The sequence below is a fragment of the Belnapia sp. AC561 genome, assembly GCF_979252845.1.
On the sequence record NZ_CEEDBP010000026.1, the window covers coordinates 36,168 to 50,107 of the forward strand.

Annotated in this window: 14 protein-coding genes; 7 read left to right on the forward strand and 7 right to left on the reverse strand. The window is 71.5% G+C overall.

Going from position 1 to position 13,940, the window contains the following annotated elements:
• Positions 1 to 42 precede the first annotated feature (42 nt).
• The 7 genes from AC0IW9_RS19835 to AC0IW9_RS19865 form a co-directional block, all read right to left on the reverse strand.
• Positions 43 to 450 (reverse strand): MarR family transcriptional regulator, encoded by a 408-nt coding sequence (locus tag AC0IW9_RS19835; RefSeq protein WP_471650077.1) that lies wholly within the window; start codon positions 448 to 450, stop codon positions 43 to 45.
• A 231-nt stretch (positions 451 to 681) separates the two neighbouring features.
• Entirely contained in the window at positions 682 to 2,046 is a 1,365-nt protein-coding gene (locus AC0IW9_RS19840; RefSeq protein ID WP_471650025.1) for a leucyl aminopeptidase family protein, read from the reverse strand.
• Positions 2,047 to 2,282: 236 nt separating this feature from the next.
• The gene (locus tag AC0IW9_RS19845; protein ID WP_471650026.1) at positions 2,283 to 3,416 is read right to left on the reverse strand and encodes a rhamnan synthesis F family protein; all 1,134 of its coding nucleotides are present in this window, start codon (positions 3,414 to 3,416) and stop codon (positions 2,283 to 2,285) included.
• A 61-nt stretch (positions 3,417 to 3,477) separates the two neighbouring features.
• The gene (locus tag AC0IW9_RS19850; RefSeq protein WP_471650027.1) at positions 3,478 to 4,044 is read right to left on the reverse strand and encodes a D-glycero-alpha-D-manno-heptose-1,7-bisphosphate 7-phosphatase; all 567 of its coding nucleotides are present in this window, start codon (positions 4,042 to 4,044) and stop codon (positions 3,478 to 3,480) included.
• Between the two features lie 8 nt (positions 4,045 to 4,052).
• A complete protein-coding gene (locus AC0IW9_RS19855) occupies positions 4,053 to 4,637 on the reverse strand; it encodes a D-sedoheptulose-7-phosphate isomerase (RefSeq protein WP_471650028.1) in 585 nt (194 codons plus the stop codon).
• Between the two features lie 91 nt (positions 4,638 to 4,728).
• Entirely contained in the window at positions 4,729 to 5,460 is a 732-nt protein-coding gene (locus AC0IW9_RS19860) for an ABC transporter ATP-binding protein (protein WP_471650029.1), read from the reverse strand.
• 117 nt (positions 5,461 to 5,577) lie between these two features.
• Complete coding sequence (locus tag AC0IW9_RS19865; protein WP_471650030.1) at positions 5,578 to 6,447, reverse strand: ABC transporter permease; 870 nt, start codon at positions 6,445 to 6,447, stop codon at positions 5,578 to 5,580.
• A 288-nt stretch (positions 6,448 to 6,735) separates the two neighbouring features.
• Between AC0IW9_RS19865 and AC0IW9_RS19870 the strand changes: the two genes are divergently transcribed.
• The 7 genes from AC0IW9_RS19870 to AC0IW9_RS19900 all read left to right on the forward strand — a co-directional run bounded on the left by AC0IW9_RS19870 (position 6,736) and on the right by AC0IW9_RS19900 (position 13,927).
• Positions 6,736 to 8,358 (forward strand): transglycosylase SLT domain-containing protein, encoded by a 1,623-nt coding sequence (locus AC0IW9_RS19870; RefSeq protein ID WP_471650031.1) that lies wholly within the window; start codon positions 6,736 to 6,738, stop codon positions 8,356 to 8,358.
• A gap of 152 nt (positions 8,359 to 8,510) precedes the next feature.
• Positions 8,511 to 8,765, forward strand: coding sequence for a hypothetical protein (locus AC0IW9_RS19875; protein ID WP_471650032.1), 255 nt, complete (start codon positions 8,511 to 8,513; stop codon positions 8,763 to 8,765).
• Positions 8,766 to 8,906: 141 nt separating this feature from the next.
• On the forward strand, positions 8,907 to 11,039 hold the full coding sequence (locus tag AC0IW9_RS19880; RefSeq protein ID WP_471650033.1) for an acetate--CoA ligase family protein: 2,133 nt from the start codon (positions 8,907 to 8,909) through the stop codon (positions 11,037 to 11,039).
• Positions 11,039 to 11,896, forward strand: a complete 858-nt coding sequence (locus AC0IW9_RS19885; protein WP_471650034.1) for a MaoC family dehydratase — start codon at positions 11,039 to 11,041, stop codon at positions 11,894 to 11,896. Before AC0IW9_RS19880 ends, AC0IW9_RS19885 begins: the two co-directional genes overlap by 1 nt.
• Complete coding sequence (locus AC0IW9_RS19890) at positions 11,893 to 12,516, forward strand: 3'-5' exonuclease (RefSeq protein ID WP_471650035.1); 624 nt, start codon at positions 11,893 to 11,895, stop codon at positions 12,514 to 12,516. The genes AC0IW9_RS19885 and AC0IW9_RS19890 overlap by 4 nt, the downstream gene beginning before the upstream one ends.
• Positions 12,517 to 12,576: 60 nt before the next feature.
• A complete protein-coding gene (locus AC0IW9_RS19895) occupies positions 12,577 to 13,272 on the forward strand; it encodes a 3-oxoacid CoA-transferase subunit A (RefSeq protein ID WP_471650036.1) in 696 nt (231 codons plus the stop codon).
• 16 nt (positions 13,273 to 13,288) lie between these two features.
• On the forward strand, positions 13,289 to 13,927 hold the full coding sequence (locus tag AC0IW9_RS19900) for a 3-oxoacid CoA-transferase subunit B (protein WP_471650037.1): 639 nt from the start codon (positions 13,289 to 13,291) through the stop codon (positions 13,925 to 13,927).
• The last annotated feature ends 13 nt before the right edge of the window (positions 13,928 to 13,940 follow it).

Sequence of the window (13,940 nt, forward strand, 5' to 3'; positions counted from 1 at the left end):
GGGTGAAGCCACCCCCGTGCCGCCCTGGCCGCCGCGCCCGGTTCAGCCGGCCTTGCGGTTTTCCCGCGCGGGCTCGGCATTCGCCGCTTCCGGCGCCGGCATCTCATGCACGGTGGTCTCGGCCTCGGACATGATCTGGCGCATGTCGCGGAGGAAGGCCGTGCCCTTCAGCGTGCGCTGCACGATGACGCTGCGGCGGTCCATCGGGTCCACCTTGCGGCGGGCGAGATCGAGTTCGCCGAGCCGGTCCAGCGCGCGCGTGATCGCCGGCTTGGAAACATTCAGCTCCGCCGCCAGGCCGCGCACGGTATGCGGGCCGTCGGTCAGGTAGACCGTCAGGAATACGCCAAGTTGCCGCGCCGACAGATCGGGCCCGTCGCGTCGGACGAGCGCGACAACCGTGTCCCGCAGAATGCCGACCAATTGGTCGGGGTTGCTCTGTACCGCCATATCTCCAATCCCCTCGCCCATCCGGGCCATGAACCTGGTGACGACAAGAGCTTGCCCTTCGGGGCTTCCCTCATCGGACCGGGATAGACACGTCATCAGGCACTGCATTCGGCTAACGCGTCGTGTAGTTGTCAGAGCCGTGCGTACCGAAAAGTTTCCCCATCATCTCGTTTTCGTTATCGGCCCAGCTGCTTTCCGGTATCGAAGCCGGTTCGGCAGAGCACCGAGTGCTCAGGCGAATATCCTGGCGATGCCCCCAGCCAGGGCGCGCATCGCCTGCGCCTCTCCTCCCTCAGGCCGACCCGGCCGGTTCGCATCGTTCCAGGCGTAGATGTCGAGATGCGCCCAACGGGTCGACTTCGGCACGAAGCGCTGCAGGAACAACGCGGCGACGATGGACCCGGCCATGGGTCGTGCCGAAACGTTGTTCATGTCGCAGTGCGGACTGTCGAGCCACGACTCGTAAGCGCTGTGCAACGGCATGCGCCACATCGGATCGTCGGCGAGACATCCCGCGTCGAGTAGCGTTTGCGCGAGCGCATCGTCCGGCGTGAAGAGCGCCGGAAGATCGGGACCGAGCGCGACGCGGGCAGCCCCGGTCAGGGTCGCGCAGTCGATCAGCAGCGCCGGCGCCTGTTCCCCCGCATAGGTCAGCAGGTCGCACAGCACGAGCCGTCCCTCGGCATCGGTATTGCCGACCTCCACGGTCAGCCCGGCCCGGGTGCGCAGCACGTCCATCGGCCGGAAGGCCTCGGCCGAGACCGCGTTCTCCACTGCCCCGATGAGCACCACCAGCCGCACTGGCAGCTTGGCGCGCATCACCATCTCGGCGGTGCCCAGCACGATCGCCGCGCCGCCCATGTCCTTCTTCATGCGCAGCATGCCGGCGGAGGATTTGAGGTCCAGGCCGCCGGTATCGAAGCAGACCCCCTTGCCGCAGAGCGCGACCAGCGGTGCCCCCGGCTCCCCCCATTCCAGCACGGCGACGCGCGGCGCCCGGGCCGCGGCGGCGCCGCGGCCGACCGCGGCCAGCGCCGGGAAGCCCTGGTCCAGCGCCTCACCGGCGATGATGCTGCAGCGGCCGCCATGGGCCGCCGCGAGGGCCTGCGCCGCCTCGGCCAGCTCCGCCGGGCCCAGCAGGTTGGCGGGGGAATTGATCAGGTCGCGGGCGCGCCAGGCGGCCTCGGCGGCGGCGATCGCGGCGTCCGTCCCGGCCGGTGGCAGCAGCAGCGCCGGCGCCCGCTTCGCCGGCTTGAAGCGGCGGTAGCGATAGGCGCCCAGGCACCAGCCCAGCACCGCCGGCGCCGCCAGGGATTCATCCGCGAGCTGCCAGGCGGTACCGGCCGGCAGGCTCTGCGACAGGCCGCCGAAGCTCCAGGGGGTGGGCGGGCCATCCCCGAGCCCCAGCACCGCGCCGACGATCCCGCCATGTCCCGGCAGCAGCACCACCTCCTGCGCCCGGCCGGAGAAGCCGCTCGCCGTCAGGTAGCCCGCCGCATCCGTGGGCAGCCGCCGCAGCAGCGCATCCAGCCCCGCGGGGCCGGTGCAATGCAAATGCGAAGCCTTCACATCTGCTGCGGCAAGGCAATCCATCATGGCGCTGTGGTCCGGGACAGTGGGCCCGCGAGGGAGCTGGGCTGGGTGCAACCCAGGGGCGCAACCAAGTTGCCAAACTGCCCCGCTTATCGAGCGCTGTCCAGGGAGTTGCGACAATTCGTATTGTAACCAAACCGATTCTCGGTACGCCGCCGATTAGAAAAGATCGAATTCGCAACAAGATGCGATGTCGACCCTTTGCCGATCGTTACGATGCGGCGCCTTCCGGGCTGCGGCTAGCGAGGGGTTTCCCGTAGGATCGCCAGATGCTGCCGGATCATCGCCTCCGGGCAGGGCGTGTCCGGCGGCAGCAGCGCCGGCCAGTCCTCCACCCCGGGCAGCCGGCCCGGGTTGCGCCGCACCAGTTCCGTCTTCAGGAAGGGGAAGCCGAGCCGCCGCACCAGTGCCAGCCAGAGGTGATGCGCCGGGTTCAGCGGCTGGTCGCGCAGCCGGGCCGCCCGCGACTCGGGCGACAGCGCCTCGAGGTCGCGCAGCAGGGGATGGGAGGCCGCGAGCTGCGCCCGTTCCGCCGCATCCGCCAGGGTCGCCGCCACCAGCCGGCCATAGCCGAACAGCGCCGCGACGCGGTGGCCGCGGCCGCGCATCCAGCGGGCGAAGCGCAGCTCCCCCCGCTGCACCACCAGCCACTTCGAATGGCTCACCTGCATCGCCGCCAGGAAGTGCAGCATGTCGGCGACGGGGGCCGGGCCGCGGGCGAGCAGGAAGTAGCTCTGCAGATGCGGCCCGCCCTGGATGCTCTCGGTCAGCCCGAAGAGCCCGTCGCCGCCGTCCCGCAGCGCCGCCAGCAGCGGCCCCAGCGGGCGGATCGGTCCCAGCACGCTGTCGTTGGCCAGCAGCAGCTCCGTGGCCCCCGACCAGCGTGTCGCCGCCTCCGCCGCCAGGTCGCGCCAGGCGCCGAAATCCAGGCCGAAGTTGCGCCGCTGCGCCACCAGCGCCGCGTGCTGCCGCACCGCCTGCCAATCCGCCTCCGGCAGGGACGGCGCATTGCTGATGAAGACCACGGCGAAGCCGGCCGCGGTGAGCCCCGCCACCTGCGCCAGCACCATGGGCGAGACGCGGCCCGAGGCGGCGTAGTGCACATACAAGGCGACGCTGCGCGCCCCCGGCCGCGGATCCGCCCCCGCGTCCAGCCGCAGCACGGCGGCGGGTCCGGGGAAGCGCCGGCGCCAGGCATCGCGCGGCAGCGCCGAGGCGACTTCCCATCCCACCTCCGCCACCCGTCGCGCCAGCCGCCGCCAGGTGCCGGCGGTGCTGTAGCCATGCACCGCGCGGCGCAGCCCCGGTGGCTGTTCGGTGAGCTCGGTGAGGCGATAGGGCTCGGGAGGCAGGACGGCTGGGGAAGGGGGCATGGCGCGGCTTCTTGCGGCCATGACACGGCCCTGTCCAGGCTGCGGCCGGGCCCGCCTCGGGTCACCGCGGCCGGCCGGGTCCGCCTCCGGCCAGCCAGGATGCCGCCGCGGCGACGCTGGGCAGCAGCAGCGTCCCCGGCGGGGCCGCCGCCGCTTCCGCCGGATCGCCGCCCACCAGGATGCGCGTGCCGACCCCCGCCCGCAGCCCGGCCAGCGCATCGCTCGCCCGGTCCCCGACCAGGACCGAGGCGGCCAGCGCCAGCCCATGCGCCGCCGCGGCATCCAGCAGCATCCCCGGCCCCGGCTTGCGCCGCGGATTGTCCCGCCGGTAGGGCCCGAGCCCTTCCCGCGGATGGTCCGGGCAGAATTCCACGGCGAGGAGCGGCGCGCCCTGCTCGGCGAATGCGTCCCGCATCCAGTCCATCAGCCGGTGGAAGTCGGCTTCCGTGTAGAGGCCGCGGCCGATGCCGGACTGGTTGGTGACGACTACGATCGGCATCCCCCGCGCCGCCGCGGCACGGCCCAGGTCGAAGATGCCGGGGAGGAACTCCACCTGCTCCACCTGATGGACATAGCCGTGGTCGCGGTTGATCACCCCGTCACGGTCGAGGAAGAGCGCCGGGCGCATCCCGTGGCTCAGGCCGGGCGCGGGAACATCCGGCTTTCGATCGTGGCGCAGATGATGTGCCCGGCCACCTCATGCGCCTCCTGCACCTGCGGGGTGACGCCGCTCGGGACGCGCAGGCAGTGGTCGGCCAGCTCCGCCAGCGGCCCGCCGCCCTCCCCGGTGAAGCCCGCGACCGACATGCCGAGCGCCTTCGCCGCCCGCGCCGCCGCCAGGACATTGCCCGACCGGCCGGAGGTGGAGATGGCGAAGAGCATGTCGCCAGGCCGCCCCAGCGCCTCCACCTGGCGGGCGAAGCCGTAGTCGTAGCCGTAGTCGTTGCCGACGGCGGTGAGGATGGAGCTGTCGGTGGTGAGCGCGATCGCGGCTAGGCCGGGCCGGTCGTACATGAAGCGCGCCACCAGCTCCCCGGCCCAGTGCTGGGCATCCGCGGCGCTGCCGCCATTGCCGCAGAACAGCAGCTTGCCGCCGGCGCGCAGGCTGCCGACGGCGGTGTCGATGATCGCCTCGATGGTCGCGCAGGCCGCGGCATCGGCCGCCATGCGTTCCAGCACCGCGGCAGACCGCAGGATCGCCGCCTGGACCGTCTCGCTCATCTCATCGCTCCATCGCCCTGCCTGCCGCCCGAGGCCGCCATTGCTTACCCCAGCGGCGCGATCCTGTCGCTGCCGCGGGACGCGCCTGCCGTCAGGCGGGTCCCAGCACGTCCTGGACGGTTCCGTCGGCGACGATCCTGCCGGCGTCGAGCTTGATGGCGCGGGTGCACCACTGGCGGACGATGCTCATGTCGTGGGTGGCCAGCACCATGACCTCGGCCTTGGTGACGAGGCCCTCGATCTTGGCCCGGGCGCGGTCGAGGAAGTCGGCGTCGCCGGCCATGAACCACTCGTCCATCAGCAGCACCTCCGGGTCCATCACCGTCGCCATGGCGAAGGACAGCCGCACGCTCATCCCGGCGGAGTAGGTCCGGACCGGCACGTCGAGGAACTCGGCCAGGCCGGAGAAGGCGCCGACCTCCTCGGCGAGGTCGGTGCTCTGGGCCTCGTCCAGGCCGCGGAACAGGCCGCGCAGGATGATGTTCTCCCGCCCCGTGGCGTTGGCGTCCATCCCCGCGCTCGGGTCGATCAGCGCGCCGATGGTGCCGGCGACCTCGAGCCGGCCGGCGACCGGCTCGTAGACCCCGGCCAGGGTCCGCAGCAGCGTGGTCTTGCCGGCGCCGTTGTGGCCGACGAGGGCGACGCGTTCCCCGGCCTTAATGTGGAAGTCGAGGTCGCGCAGCGCGGCGACGACGATCCGGCTGGCCTCGTCCTGGCGCAGCCGCAGCGGCGAGTTGGCGAGGATGCGCTTCTTCAGGGAGCGGGCGCCGATGTGGTAGAGCGGGAACTCGATCGAGACCGCCTCGGCCAGGATATGGGGCATCGTCAGCTTTCTCTTGCGGCACGCCCTGGCGTGCCGAGGCCGCGAAGGCGGCCCGCCGCCGGTGCGGCGTAGCCAAGGGAGCGGCGCGACCGCCCGGCGATTGAGGGCATCGGACCGCTACACCCAGAAGGCGATGCGGCCGCGGAAGCGGATGAAGAAGGCCAGCGCCGCCCCCACCATGATCGCCGTGTAGGCCAGGGCCGAGACCCAGACCAGGATCGGCGCGCCGCCCTCGACCAGCGGCCCGCGGACCGTCTCCATGAGGGCGTAGAAGGGGTTCAGCGGCAGCCAGGCGCGGCCCGGGCCCAGCAGCTCGGGCTTCCACAGCACCGGCGAGAGGAAGAAGGCGAGCTGCATCACGCTGCCGATGATCGGGGGGATGTCGCGGAAGCGGGCGCAGAGCATGCCGAGCAGCAGCGCCAGGGCGCAGGCATTGATGCCGAGCAGCGCCAGCCCGGGGATGGCCAGCAGCGCCTCCCAGCCCGGCCAGGCGCCGGTGGCGAGGAAGACCAGCAGGATGATGGGCAGGTTGTGGGCGGCGATGATGGCGTTGCGGTGGACGCAGCGCATGGCATGGACGGAATAGGGCAGCGGCATCTGGCGGATGATGCCCTCGGCGCTGGTCAGGCTGGTGCAGGCGTCGCTGACGACCTGGCTGATGGTGTTCCAGATGATCAGCGAGACGGCGAGGAAGGGCAGGTAGGTCGCCAGCTCCATCTTGAAGAGCGAGGAGTAGAGCAGGCCGAGGCCGCCGATCATGACCGCGGTCGACAGCGTCAGCCAGAAGGGGCCGAGGACCGAGCCGCGGTAGCGGTTGCGGATGTCGAGGCTGCCGAGGGCGACCGAGAGCCGCCAGCGCCGGGCGCCGGTGGCGATATCGGCCAGCGCCACCGCCCGCCGCCGTGGCAGGGCGGCATCGAAGACGTAACGCGTCTCGGGACGCACCTCGGGCAGGCGCGGGGAAGGGTCCAGGGCGTGGTCCAGCATGGCCGCGCCTATAGACCCTGGCGAAGGCGGGGGCCAGCGCCGCTTGGCTCGTTTGCCGAACCACCATAAATTGCAACGGGCAAGTCCCTGTCTCCGCACAGTATTGCGATAACAAAGCGGTCTTGCCTGCGGCCATGGCGAGCGTGTAGGGCTAAACCCATCAGGACGTTCGTCGTCCGCCTGGTTTTCGGGGCAGCCTGGGGTCCATTGCCATGGGGATGGCAGCGGATCCGATGGGGGGCAGGCTTCGGTTACCCGGTAGTCCAAGACCCGGTGGAGCGAATGGGGATGCCCGAAGGGACCAGGACATTGCGTGGGATCGACCGCGACGCACCAGCTCGGCTGGTGCGACCGGCGCTTGCCCTCTCGATGTTGGCCATGCTGGCCGCTTGCGGCCAGCAGGCCACGACGTCACGACAGCCGTCCACGCATGCGGCGGTGACGCATGGCAGCTACAACCGTCCGGCCAGCTACAGCCCGCCCGGACCGGCGGGGGACCCCTGGGGTCCCTATATCCGCCAGGCCTCCCGCCGCTTCGACGTGCCGGAGCGCTGGGTGCGGGAAGTGATGCGCCAGGAATCCGGCGGCCGCACCGGCGCCACCAGCCCGGTCGGCGCCATGGGGCTGATGCAGGTCATGCCCGGCACCTACCGCGAATTGCAGTCGCGCTACGGGCTCGGCGACGACCCCTACCACCCCTACGACAGCATCATGGCCGGCACCGCCTATATCCGGGAGATGTACGACCTCTATGGCTCGCCGGCCTTCCTGGCGGCCTATAACGCCGGTCCGCGGCGGCTCGAGGACTATCTCTGGAACAGCAAGGGCCTGCCGGCGGAGACGCGCAACTACGTCGCCCGCATCGGCCCGAACATCGTCGCCCATCACCCGACCCGTCGCGTCGCGCCGGAGATCTATGCCGCGGCGGAAATCCCGCTGAGCATCCCGGCCGGCCCGCGCCGGATGGATGGCGCGACCATGCTGGCCCTGCGGGAACAGCGGAACGCCCAGCAGCCCGGCATCCAGGTGGCGCAACTGCCGGCCGGCCCGGTGGTGCGGATGGACCCCATCCCGGACGGCAGCACCTCGACCTCGCTCGCCCAGTATGGCGATGGGGCCCAGCCTGCCTCCTTCCAGCCGGCGCCCTACCAGTCGTCGCAGCCCTATGTTCCGGCCCCGGCCGCGGCCCCCGTCCGGCTCGCCTCGCTGGATGATGGCCCGGTGGTGCGGATGGATCCCATTCCGGACGGCAGCACCAGCGAGGGTGCCGCCCGGCTGCTCGAATCGGAAAGCCGGGCCGCCGCGGCCCAGTCTTCCTATGCGCCGCCGCCGGCCTATGCCCCGCCGCCGGCCCTGGCTGCCCCGCCCCTGGCCGCCCCACACAGCGCCCCGGCACCGCAGCTCGCCGCCGCCCGCCCGGCGCGGCCGAGTGTCCTCGCCGCCGCCCATGCGGCGCCGACCGCCAGCCAGACCCTCGCCGCCCTGCGCGCCGCTCAGCAGCAGCCGGCGCCCAGCCAGGCGAGCTTCGCCGGCCTGACACAGCCGCCGGCCCGCGGCGGCTTCGGCCTGCTCGGCACCGCCCAGGCCGGCAGCCTGCCGAATGCGCTGCGGGCCAATCCGGGCCGGATGCCGGTCCAGGCGACCCTGGCCAGCTCGCCGGCCCCGTCCGGTGCCTGGGCCGTCCAGGTCGGGGCCTTCGCCAGCGAGAACCTGGCCCGCGGCGCGGCGAATTCGGCGCGCGAGGCCGGTGGCCCCGCCGCCCGGGTCATGGTCCAGCCGGTCGCCACCGGCCGCACCAAGCTGTTTCGCGCCCGCGTCACCGGCCTGTCCCAGCCTGCCGCCCAGGCGGTCTGCGACCGGCTCCGCCGCAACGGCGCCTGCATGGTGCTTTCGCCCGACGCCCAGGGCTGATCAGGCCGGGACTGATCGCACCAGGGCTGATCGCGCGGGTAAGACCCTGGACCGGCGCAACCTGCGCGGGTCCAGGGTGTTCAGGGACCTTCCGAAACCCGCGCGCATGCCGCAGGCTCTGGCCTGCCGATCCGCGCCAGGGAGCCATACGGATGCCGCGCCTCGAGTCCCCCGCCGAAGCCCTGTTCCCCCTGCCGCTTTTCCCGGAGGCCTTGTGCCCCCGGGATGCTCTGCGTTTCGGCGGCGACGGGGACGAGGACGATGAAGACCTCGACGAGGACCTCGATGAAGACGAGGACGAGGACCTCGACGAGGATGAGGACGAAGACGAGGACGACGAGGACCTCGACGACGAGGATCTCGACGACCTCGACGAGGATGAGGAAGAGGACGACGAGGACGCCTGAGGCCCGCCTTCATCAGGCAGGCCTGACCCTGGTGGCCTGACCGTTCCACCTGCGGCCCGGCGGATCGCACGCCTGCCCCCCTTGCTGTCATGCCCTGCCTCCCGCAGGGTGCGCCGGCCAAAATTGAGGGGAAATGTGCCAATGTCCGCCGCTGTGGTGCCGTCCGGTCTTTCGGGTTTCGCGTCGCTCGACCCCCTGGTGCGGCCCCGGTCCGTCGCCGTCATCGGCGCCTCCGACGAGCCTGCCCGCATCGGCGGCCGGCCCATCGCCTACATGAAGGAACGCGGCTTCGCCGGGGCGATCTACCCGGTGAACCCGAAGCGCGCGAGCGTGCAGGGCCTGCAGGCCTACCCCAGCATCGACGCGCTGCCGGAAGCCCCGGATGTGGCCATCATCGCCGTCCCCGCCGCGCTGGCCATCGCCGCGCTGGACGACCTCGGCCGCAAGGGCTGCCGCGCCGTCATCTGCTTCACCGCCGGCTTCGCCGAGATGGACGATGCCGGCGCCCTGGCGCAGGTCGAGATGACCGCGGTCGCCCGCAAGCACGGCATCCGCCTGCTCGGGCCGAACTGCCTCGGCGTCTTCAACGATGCCATCCGCTTCTACGGCACCTTCACCGCCAGCTTCGAGAAGGGCTGGCCGGTCCCCGGGCGGATCGGCATCGCCAGCCAGTCCGGCGCCTATGGCACGCATATCTTCTCGGCCGCGCTCGACCGCGGCATCGGCACCCAGGTCTGCATCACGACGGGCAACGAGGCCGAGGTGGCGCTGGGCGACGTGCTCGGCTGGATGGCCCAGGCGCCGGAAGTGGACGTGATCTGCGCCTATGCCGAGGGCATCCGCGAGAGCGAGCAGTTCATCGCGGCGCTCGACCTGGCCCGGCGCAACCGCAAGCCCATCGTCATGATGAAGGTCGGCCGCAGCCAGCTCGGCGGCGCCGCCGCCAAGTCCCATACGGCGTCCATCGCCGGCGACGATGCGGTGACCCAGGCGGTGCTGGACGAATACGGCGTGGTCCGGGCGCGGACGACGGAGGAGATGTTGGACATCGCCTATGCCGCGACGCGCCGCATCTACCCGGCGAAGAATACGCTGGGCGTGCTGACCGTCTCGGGCGGCGCCGGCGTGCTGATCTCGGATGCCGCGGAGGCGGCCGGCGTGGCGATGCCGCCGATGCCGGAGGAGGCGCAGGCCAAGCTGCGGGCGCTGATCCCCTTCTGCGCGCCGCGCAACCCGGTCGACTGCACCGCCCAGGTCACCAACGACCTGAAGCTGATCAGCACCTTCGCCGAATCGGTCGCGTCCGACGGCGGCTATACCTCCATCCTGTCCTTCTGGTCGCAGACCGCGGCCGGCCGCAGCCTCGGCCCCAAGCTGCATGAGATCTCGAAGGAGCTGCGGCAGAAGTATCCGGACCGGCTCTGGGTCATGTCCATGCTCGCCCCGAACAAGGTGCGGGACTACGAGGCCAATGGCTGGCTGGTCTTCGAGGATCCGTCGCGCGCCGTCGTGGCGATCGAGGCCATGGGCCGCTTCGGCGCCGCCTTCGCCCGGGCCGAGACGCCGCGCGCCGCGGTGCCGCTGCCCGCGGTGACCCTGCCGGCGACCACGCCGAGCGAGGCCGTGGCCAAGGCGCTGCTCGCCGCCGCCGGCGTCCCCGCCGTGCCGGAGCACGCGGCGTCCGACAGCGAAGCGGCGGTCGCCGCGGCGGAGGCGATCGGCTACCCGGTCGTGCTGAAGATCCTCAGCCCCGACATTGTCCATAAAAGCGAGATCGGCGGCGTGCTGCTCGATGTCGCGGATGCGGATGCGGTCCGCCACGGCTTCGGCCTGCTGCTCGACCGCGCCCGCCAGCATGCCCCGGCGGCGAAGATCGAGGGCGTGCTGGTGGCGAAGCAGATCAAGGGGGCGGTGGAGATGGCGCTCGGCGTCTTCCGCGACCCGGTCTTCGGCCCGGTGGCGATGGTCGGCCTCGGCGGCATCTTCATCGAGATCCTGAAGGACGTCTCCTTCAGCCGCTGCCCCTTCGACACCACCGAGGCGGAGCGGATGATCCGCTCGCTGCGCGGCTTCCCGCTGCTGGATGGCGCCCGCGGGCGGCCCAAGGCGGATGTCGCGGCGCTGGCCAAGGCGCTCTCCGCGCTCTCGGCCTTCGCCGCCGCCGCCGGGCCGAATCTCGCCGGGGTCGACGTCAACCCGCTGCTGGTCCTGCCGGAAGGCCAGGGCTGCTACGCCGCCGATGCGGTGATCGAGCTGGAAGGGAGCGCACACTGATGGCCATCGACTATGACCACCTGCTGAACTACCCGATCCCCGAGGTCACCCAGACCCTGCGCTGGCAGGATGTGGCGCTGTACAATTTCTCCATCGGCCTGGGTCAGGACCCGATGGACGAGAAGCAGCTCGACTTCGTCTACGAGCCGCGGCTGAAGACCATGCCCTCGATGCCGGTGGTGCTGGGCTCGCCCGGCTTCTGGTCGCGCAACGAGGATACCGGCATCGTCTGGCAGCAGATCCTGCACGGCGAGCAGGGCCTCATCCTGCACAAGCCGCTGCCGACCGAGGGCACCGTCATCGGCCGCAGCCGCATCACCGGCATCGTCGACCGCGGCGAGGGCAAGGGTGCGCTGATGTACTCCGAACGCGCCGTCGTCGATGCCGCCACCGGGGAGACGCTGGCGACCTGCACCAGCACCAGCTTCCTCCGCGGCAACGGCGGCTTCGGCGGCCCGACCGGCCCGGTGAAGCAGCCGCACCCCGAGCCGACCCGCGCCCCGGACGTGACGCTGGACCTGGAGACGAGGCCGGAGCAGGCGCTGGTCTACCGGCTGAACAGCGACCTCAACCCGCTGCACATCGACCCGGAGATCGCCAAGGGCGCCGGCTTCCCGCGGCCGATCCTGCACGGGCTCTGCACCTTCGGCACCGTCTGCCACGCCCTGCTCCGCAGCCTCTGCGACTACGACGTGGCGAAGTTCGGCCGGATGGACCTGCGCTTCTCCTCCCCGGTCTTCCCCGGCGAGACCATCCGCACCGAGATCTGGCACGAGGAGGGCGGCGCCGCCTTCCGCGCCCGGGTGGTCGAGCGGGACAAGGTCGTCGTCAGCAACGGGCTGTTCCGCTTCGCATGAGCGGCAGGGCGAAGCCGCGCGAGCCGGCGCCGCCCTGGGTCGCCCAGCCCTGGAGCGCCGGGCCGGTGGTGGTCTTCGATACCGAGACCACCGGCTGCACGGTCCATGACCGCGTGGTCTCGCTCGGCGCCGTCCGGCTGGATGCGGGGCTGGAGCCGGAGGCGACGCTGCACCTGGCCTTCGCCCCCGGCATGCCCTGCCACTGGGGCGCGACCCGGGTGCATGGCATGTCGGACGCCTTCCTCGCCCGGCACCCGCCCTTCGCCGCCCATGCCGCGGAGGTGGCGGCGTTCTTCGCCGGTGCCCTCGGCTGCGCCCATAACCTCGCCTTCGACCGCCGGATGCTGGGCACCGAATTCGCCCGCATCGGCCTGCCCCGCCCCTGGGAGGCGGAGCTCTGCACCATGCGGACCTGGCGCCGCGCCTTCCCCGGCCAGCGCGCCGGGCTGAACCCGGCCAGCGCCGCCTGCGGCTTCTCCCGCGGAGGCAGCCTGCACGGGGCGCTGGAGGATGCCTGGCTGGCGGTGCAGCTGCTGCGGCGGCTGCACGACATGCCACCGGTGCCGATGCGGCTGCATGGCATCACCAATGGCCCTGAAGACGCCGAGATGGCGGCGTGACGGGGCTGGACCACGGCCCCTCGCGGCGCTAACCCAATCCACCCTTCGGGAGGGACAGGAATGATCAACAAGGTCGTGCAGTCGGTGGCCGAGGCGCTCTCCGGCGTGAAGGATGGCTCCACCGTGCTGATCGGTGGCTTCGGCAGCGTCGGCCAGCCCGACGTGCTGATCGAGGGGCTGATCGAGCAGGGGGCCAGCAACCTCGTCGCCGTGCTGAACAATGCCGGCACCGGCCGGGTCGGCGTTGCCCGGCTGATGGAGCTCGGCCGCGTTCGCAAGATCATCTGCTCCTTCCCCCGCAGCAGCGACCCGGTGGTCTTCGAGACGCTGTACCGCGAGGGCCGGATCGAGCTGGAGATCGTCCCGCAGGGCACGCTGGCCGAGCGCATCCGCGCTGCCGGCGCCGGCATCCCGGCCTTCTTCACCGCGACGGCGGCCGGCACCCTGCTGGCCCGCGGCAAGGAGACCCGCGAGTTCAACGGCAAGCCCTATGTCATGGAACAGGCGCTGAAGGGCGACGTGGCGCTGGTGGAGGCCTGGGAGGGCGATCGCTGGGGCAACCTCGTCTACCGGGGCTCGGGCGCCAACTTCAACCCGGTCATGGCCATGGGCGCGGAGCTCACCATCGCCCAGGTGCAGCACATCCGCGAGCTTGGCGCGCTGCACCCGCACATGATCATGACCCCCGGCGTCTACGTGAACCGCGTGGTCCAGGTGGACCGCGGCGGCGACTGGCTGAAGCCCGAGAAAGCCTGAGGAGAGGAGGACCGTCATGCCCTTCACCCGTGACCAGATGGCTGCCCGCCTCGCCGACGACGTGCCGGAAGGCTGGTGCGTCAACCTCGGCATCGGCATCCCGACCATGGTGGCGAACCACGTCCCGCCGACCCGCGAAGTGATCTTCCAGTCCGAGAACGGCGTCATCGGCATGGGCCCGGCGCCGGCGAAGGGCGAGGAAGACCCCTGGCTGATCAATGCCGGCAAGCAGCTCATCACCCTCGCCAAGGGCGCCAGCTTCGTCGGCCATGCCGACAGCTTCGCGATGATCCGCGGCGGCCATATCGACCTCTGCGTGCTCGGCGGCTTCGAAGTGGCCGAGAACGGCGACCTCGCCAACTGGGCGACGTCGGAGAACGACACGGCGCCGGCCGTGGGCGGCGCCATGGACCTGGCGGCCGGGGCCAAGCGGCTCTGGGTCATCATGGAGCACACCACCAAGGACGGCCGACCGAAGATCGTCGAGCGCTGCGGCTATCCGCTGACCGGCCTCGCCTGCGTCAACCGCGTCTATACCAACCTGGCGGTGCTGGATGTGGTCGAGGGCCGCGGCTTCGTGGTCCGCGACCTCGCCCCGGGCGTGACGCTGGAAGAAGTCCAGGCCAAGACCGGCGCCACCCTGCATACCAACTGAGGAACTGCGCCTG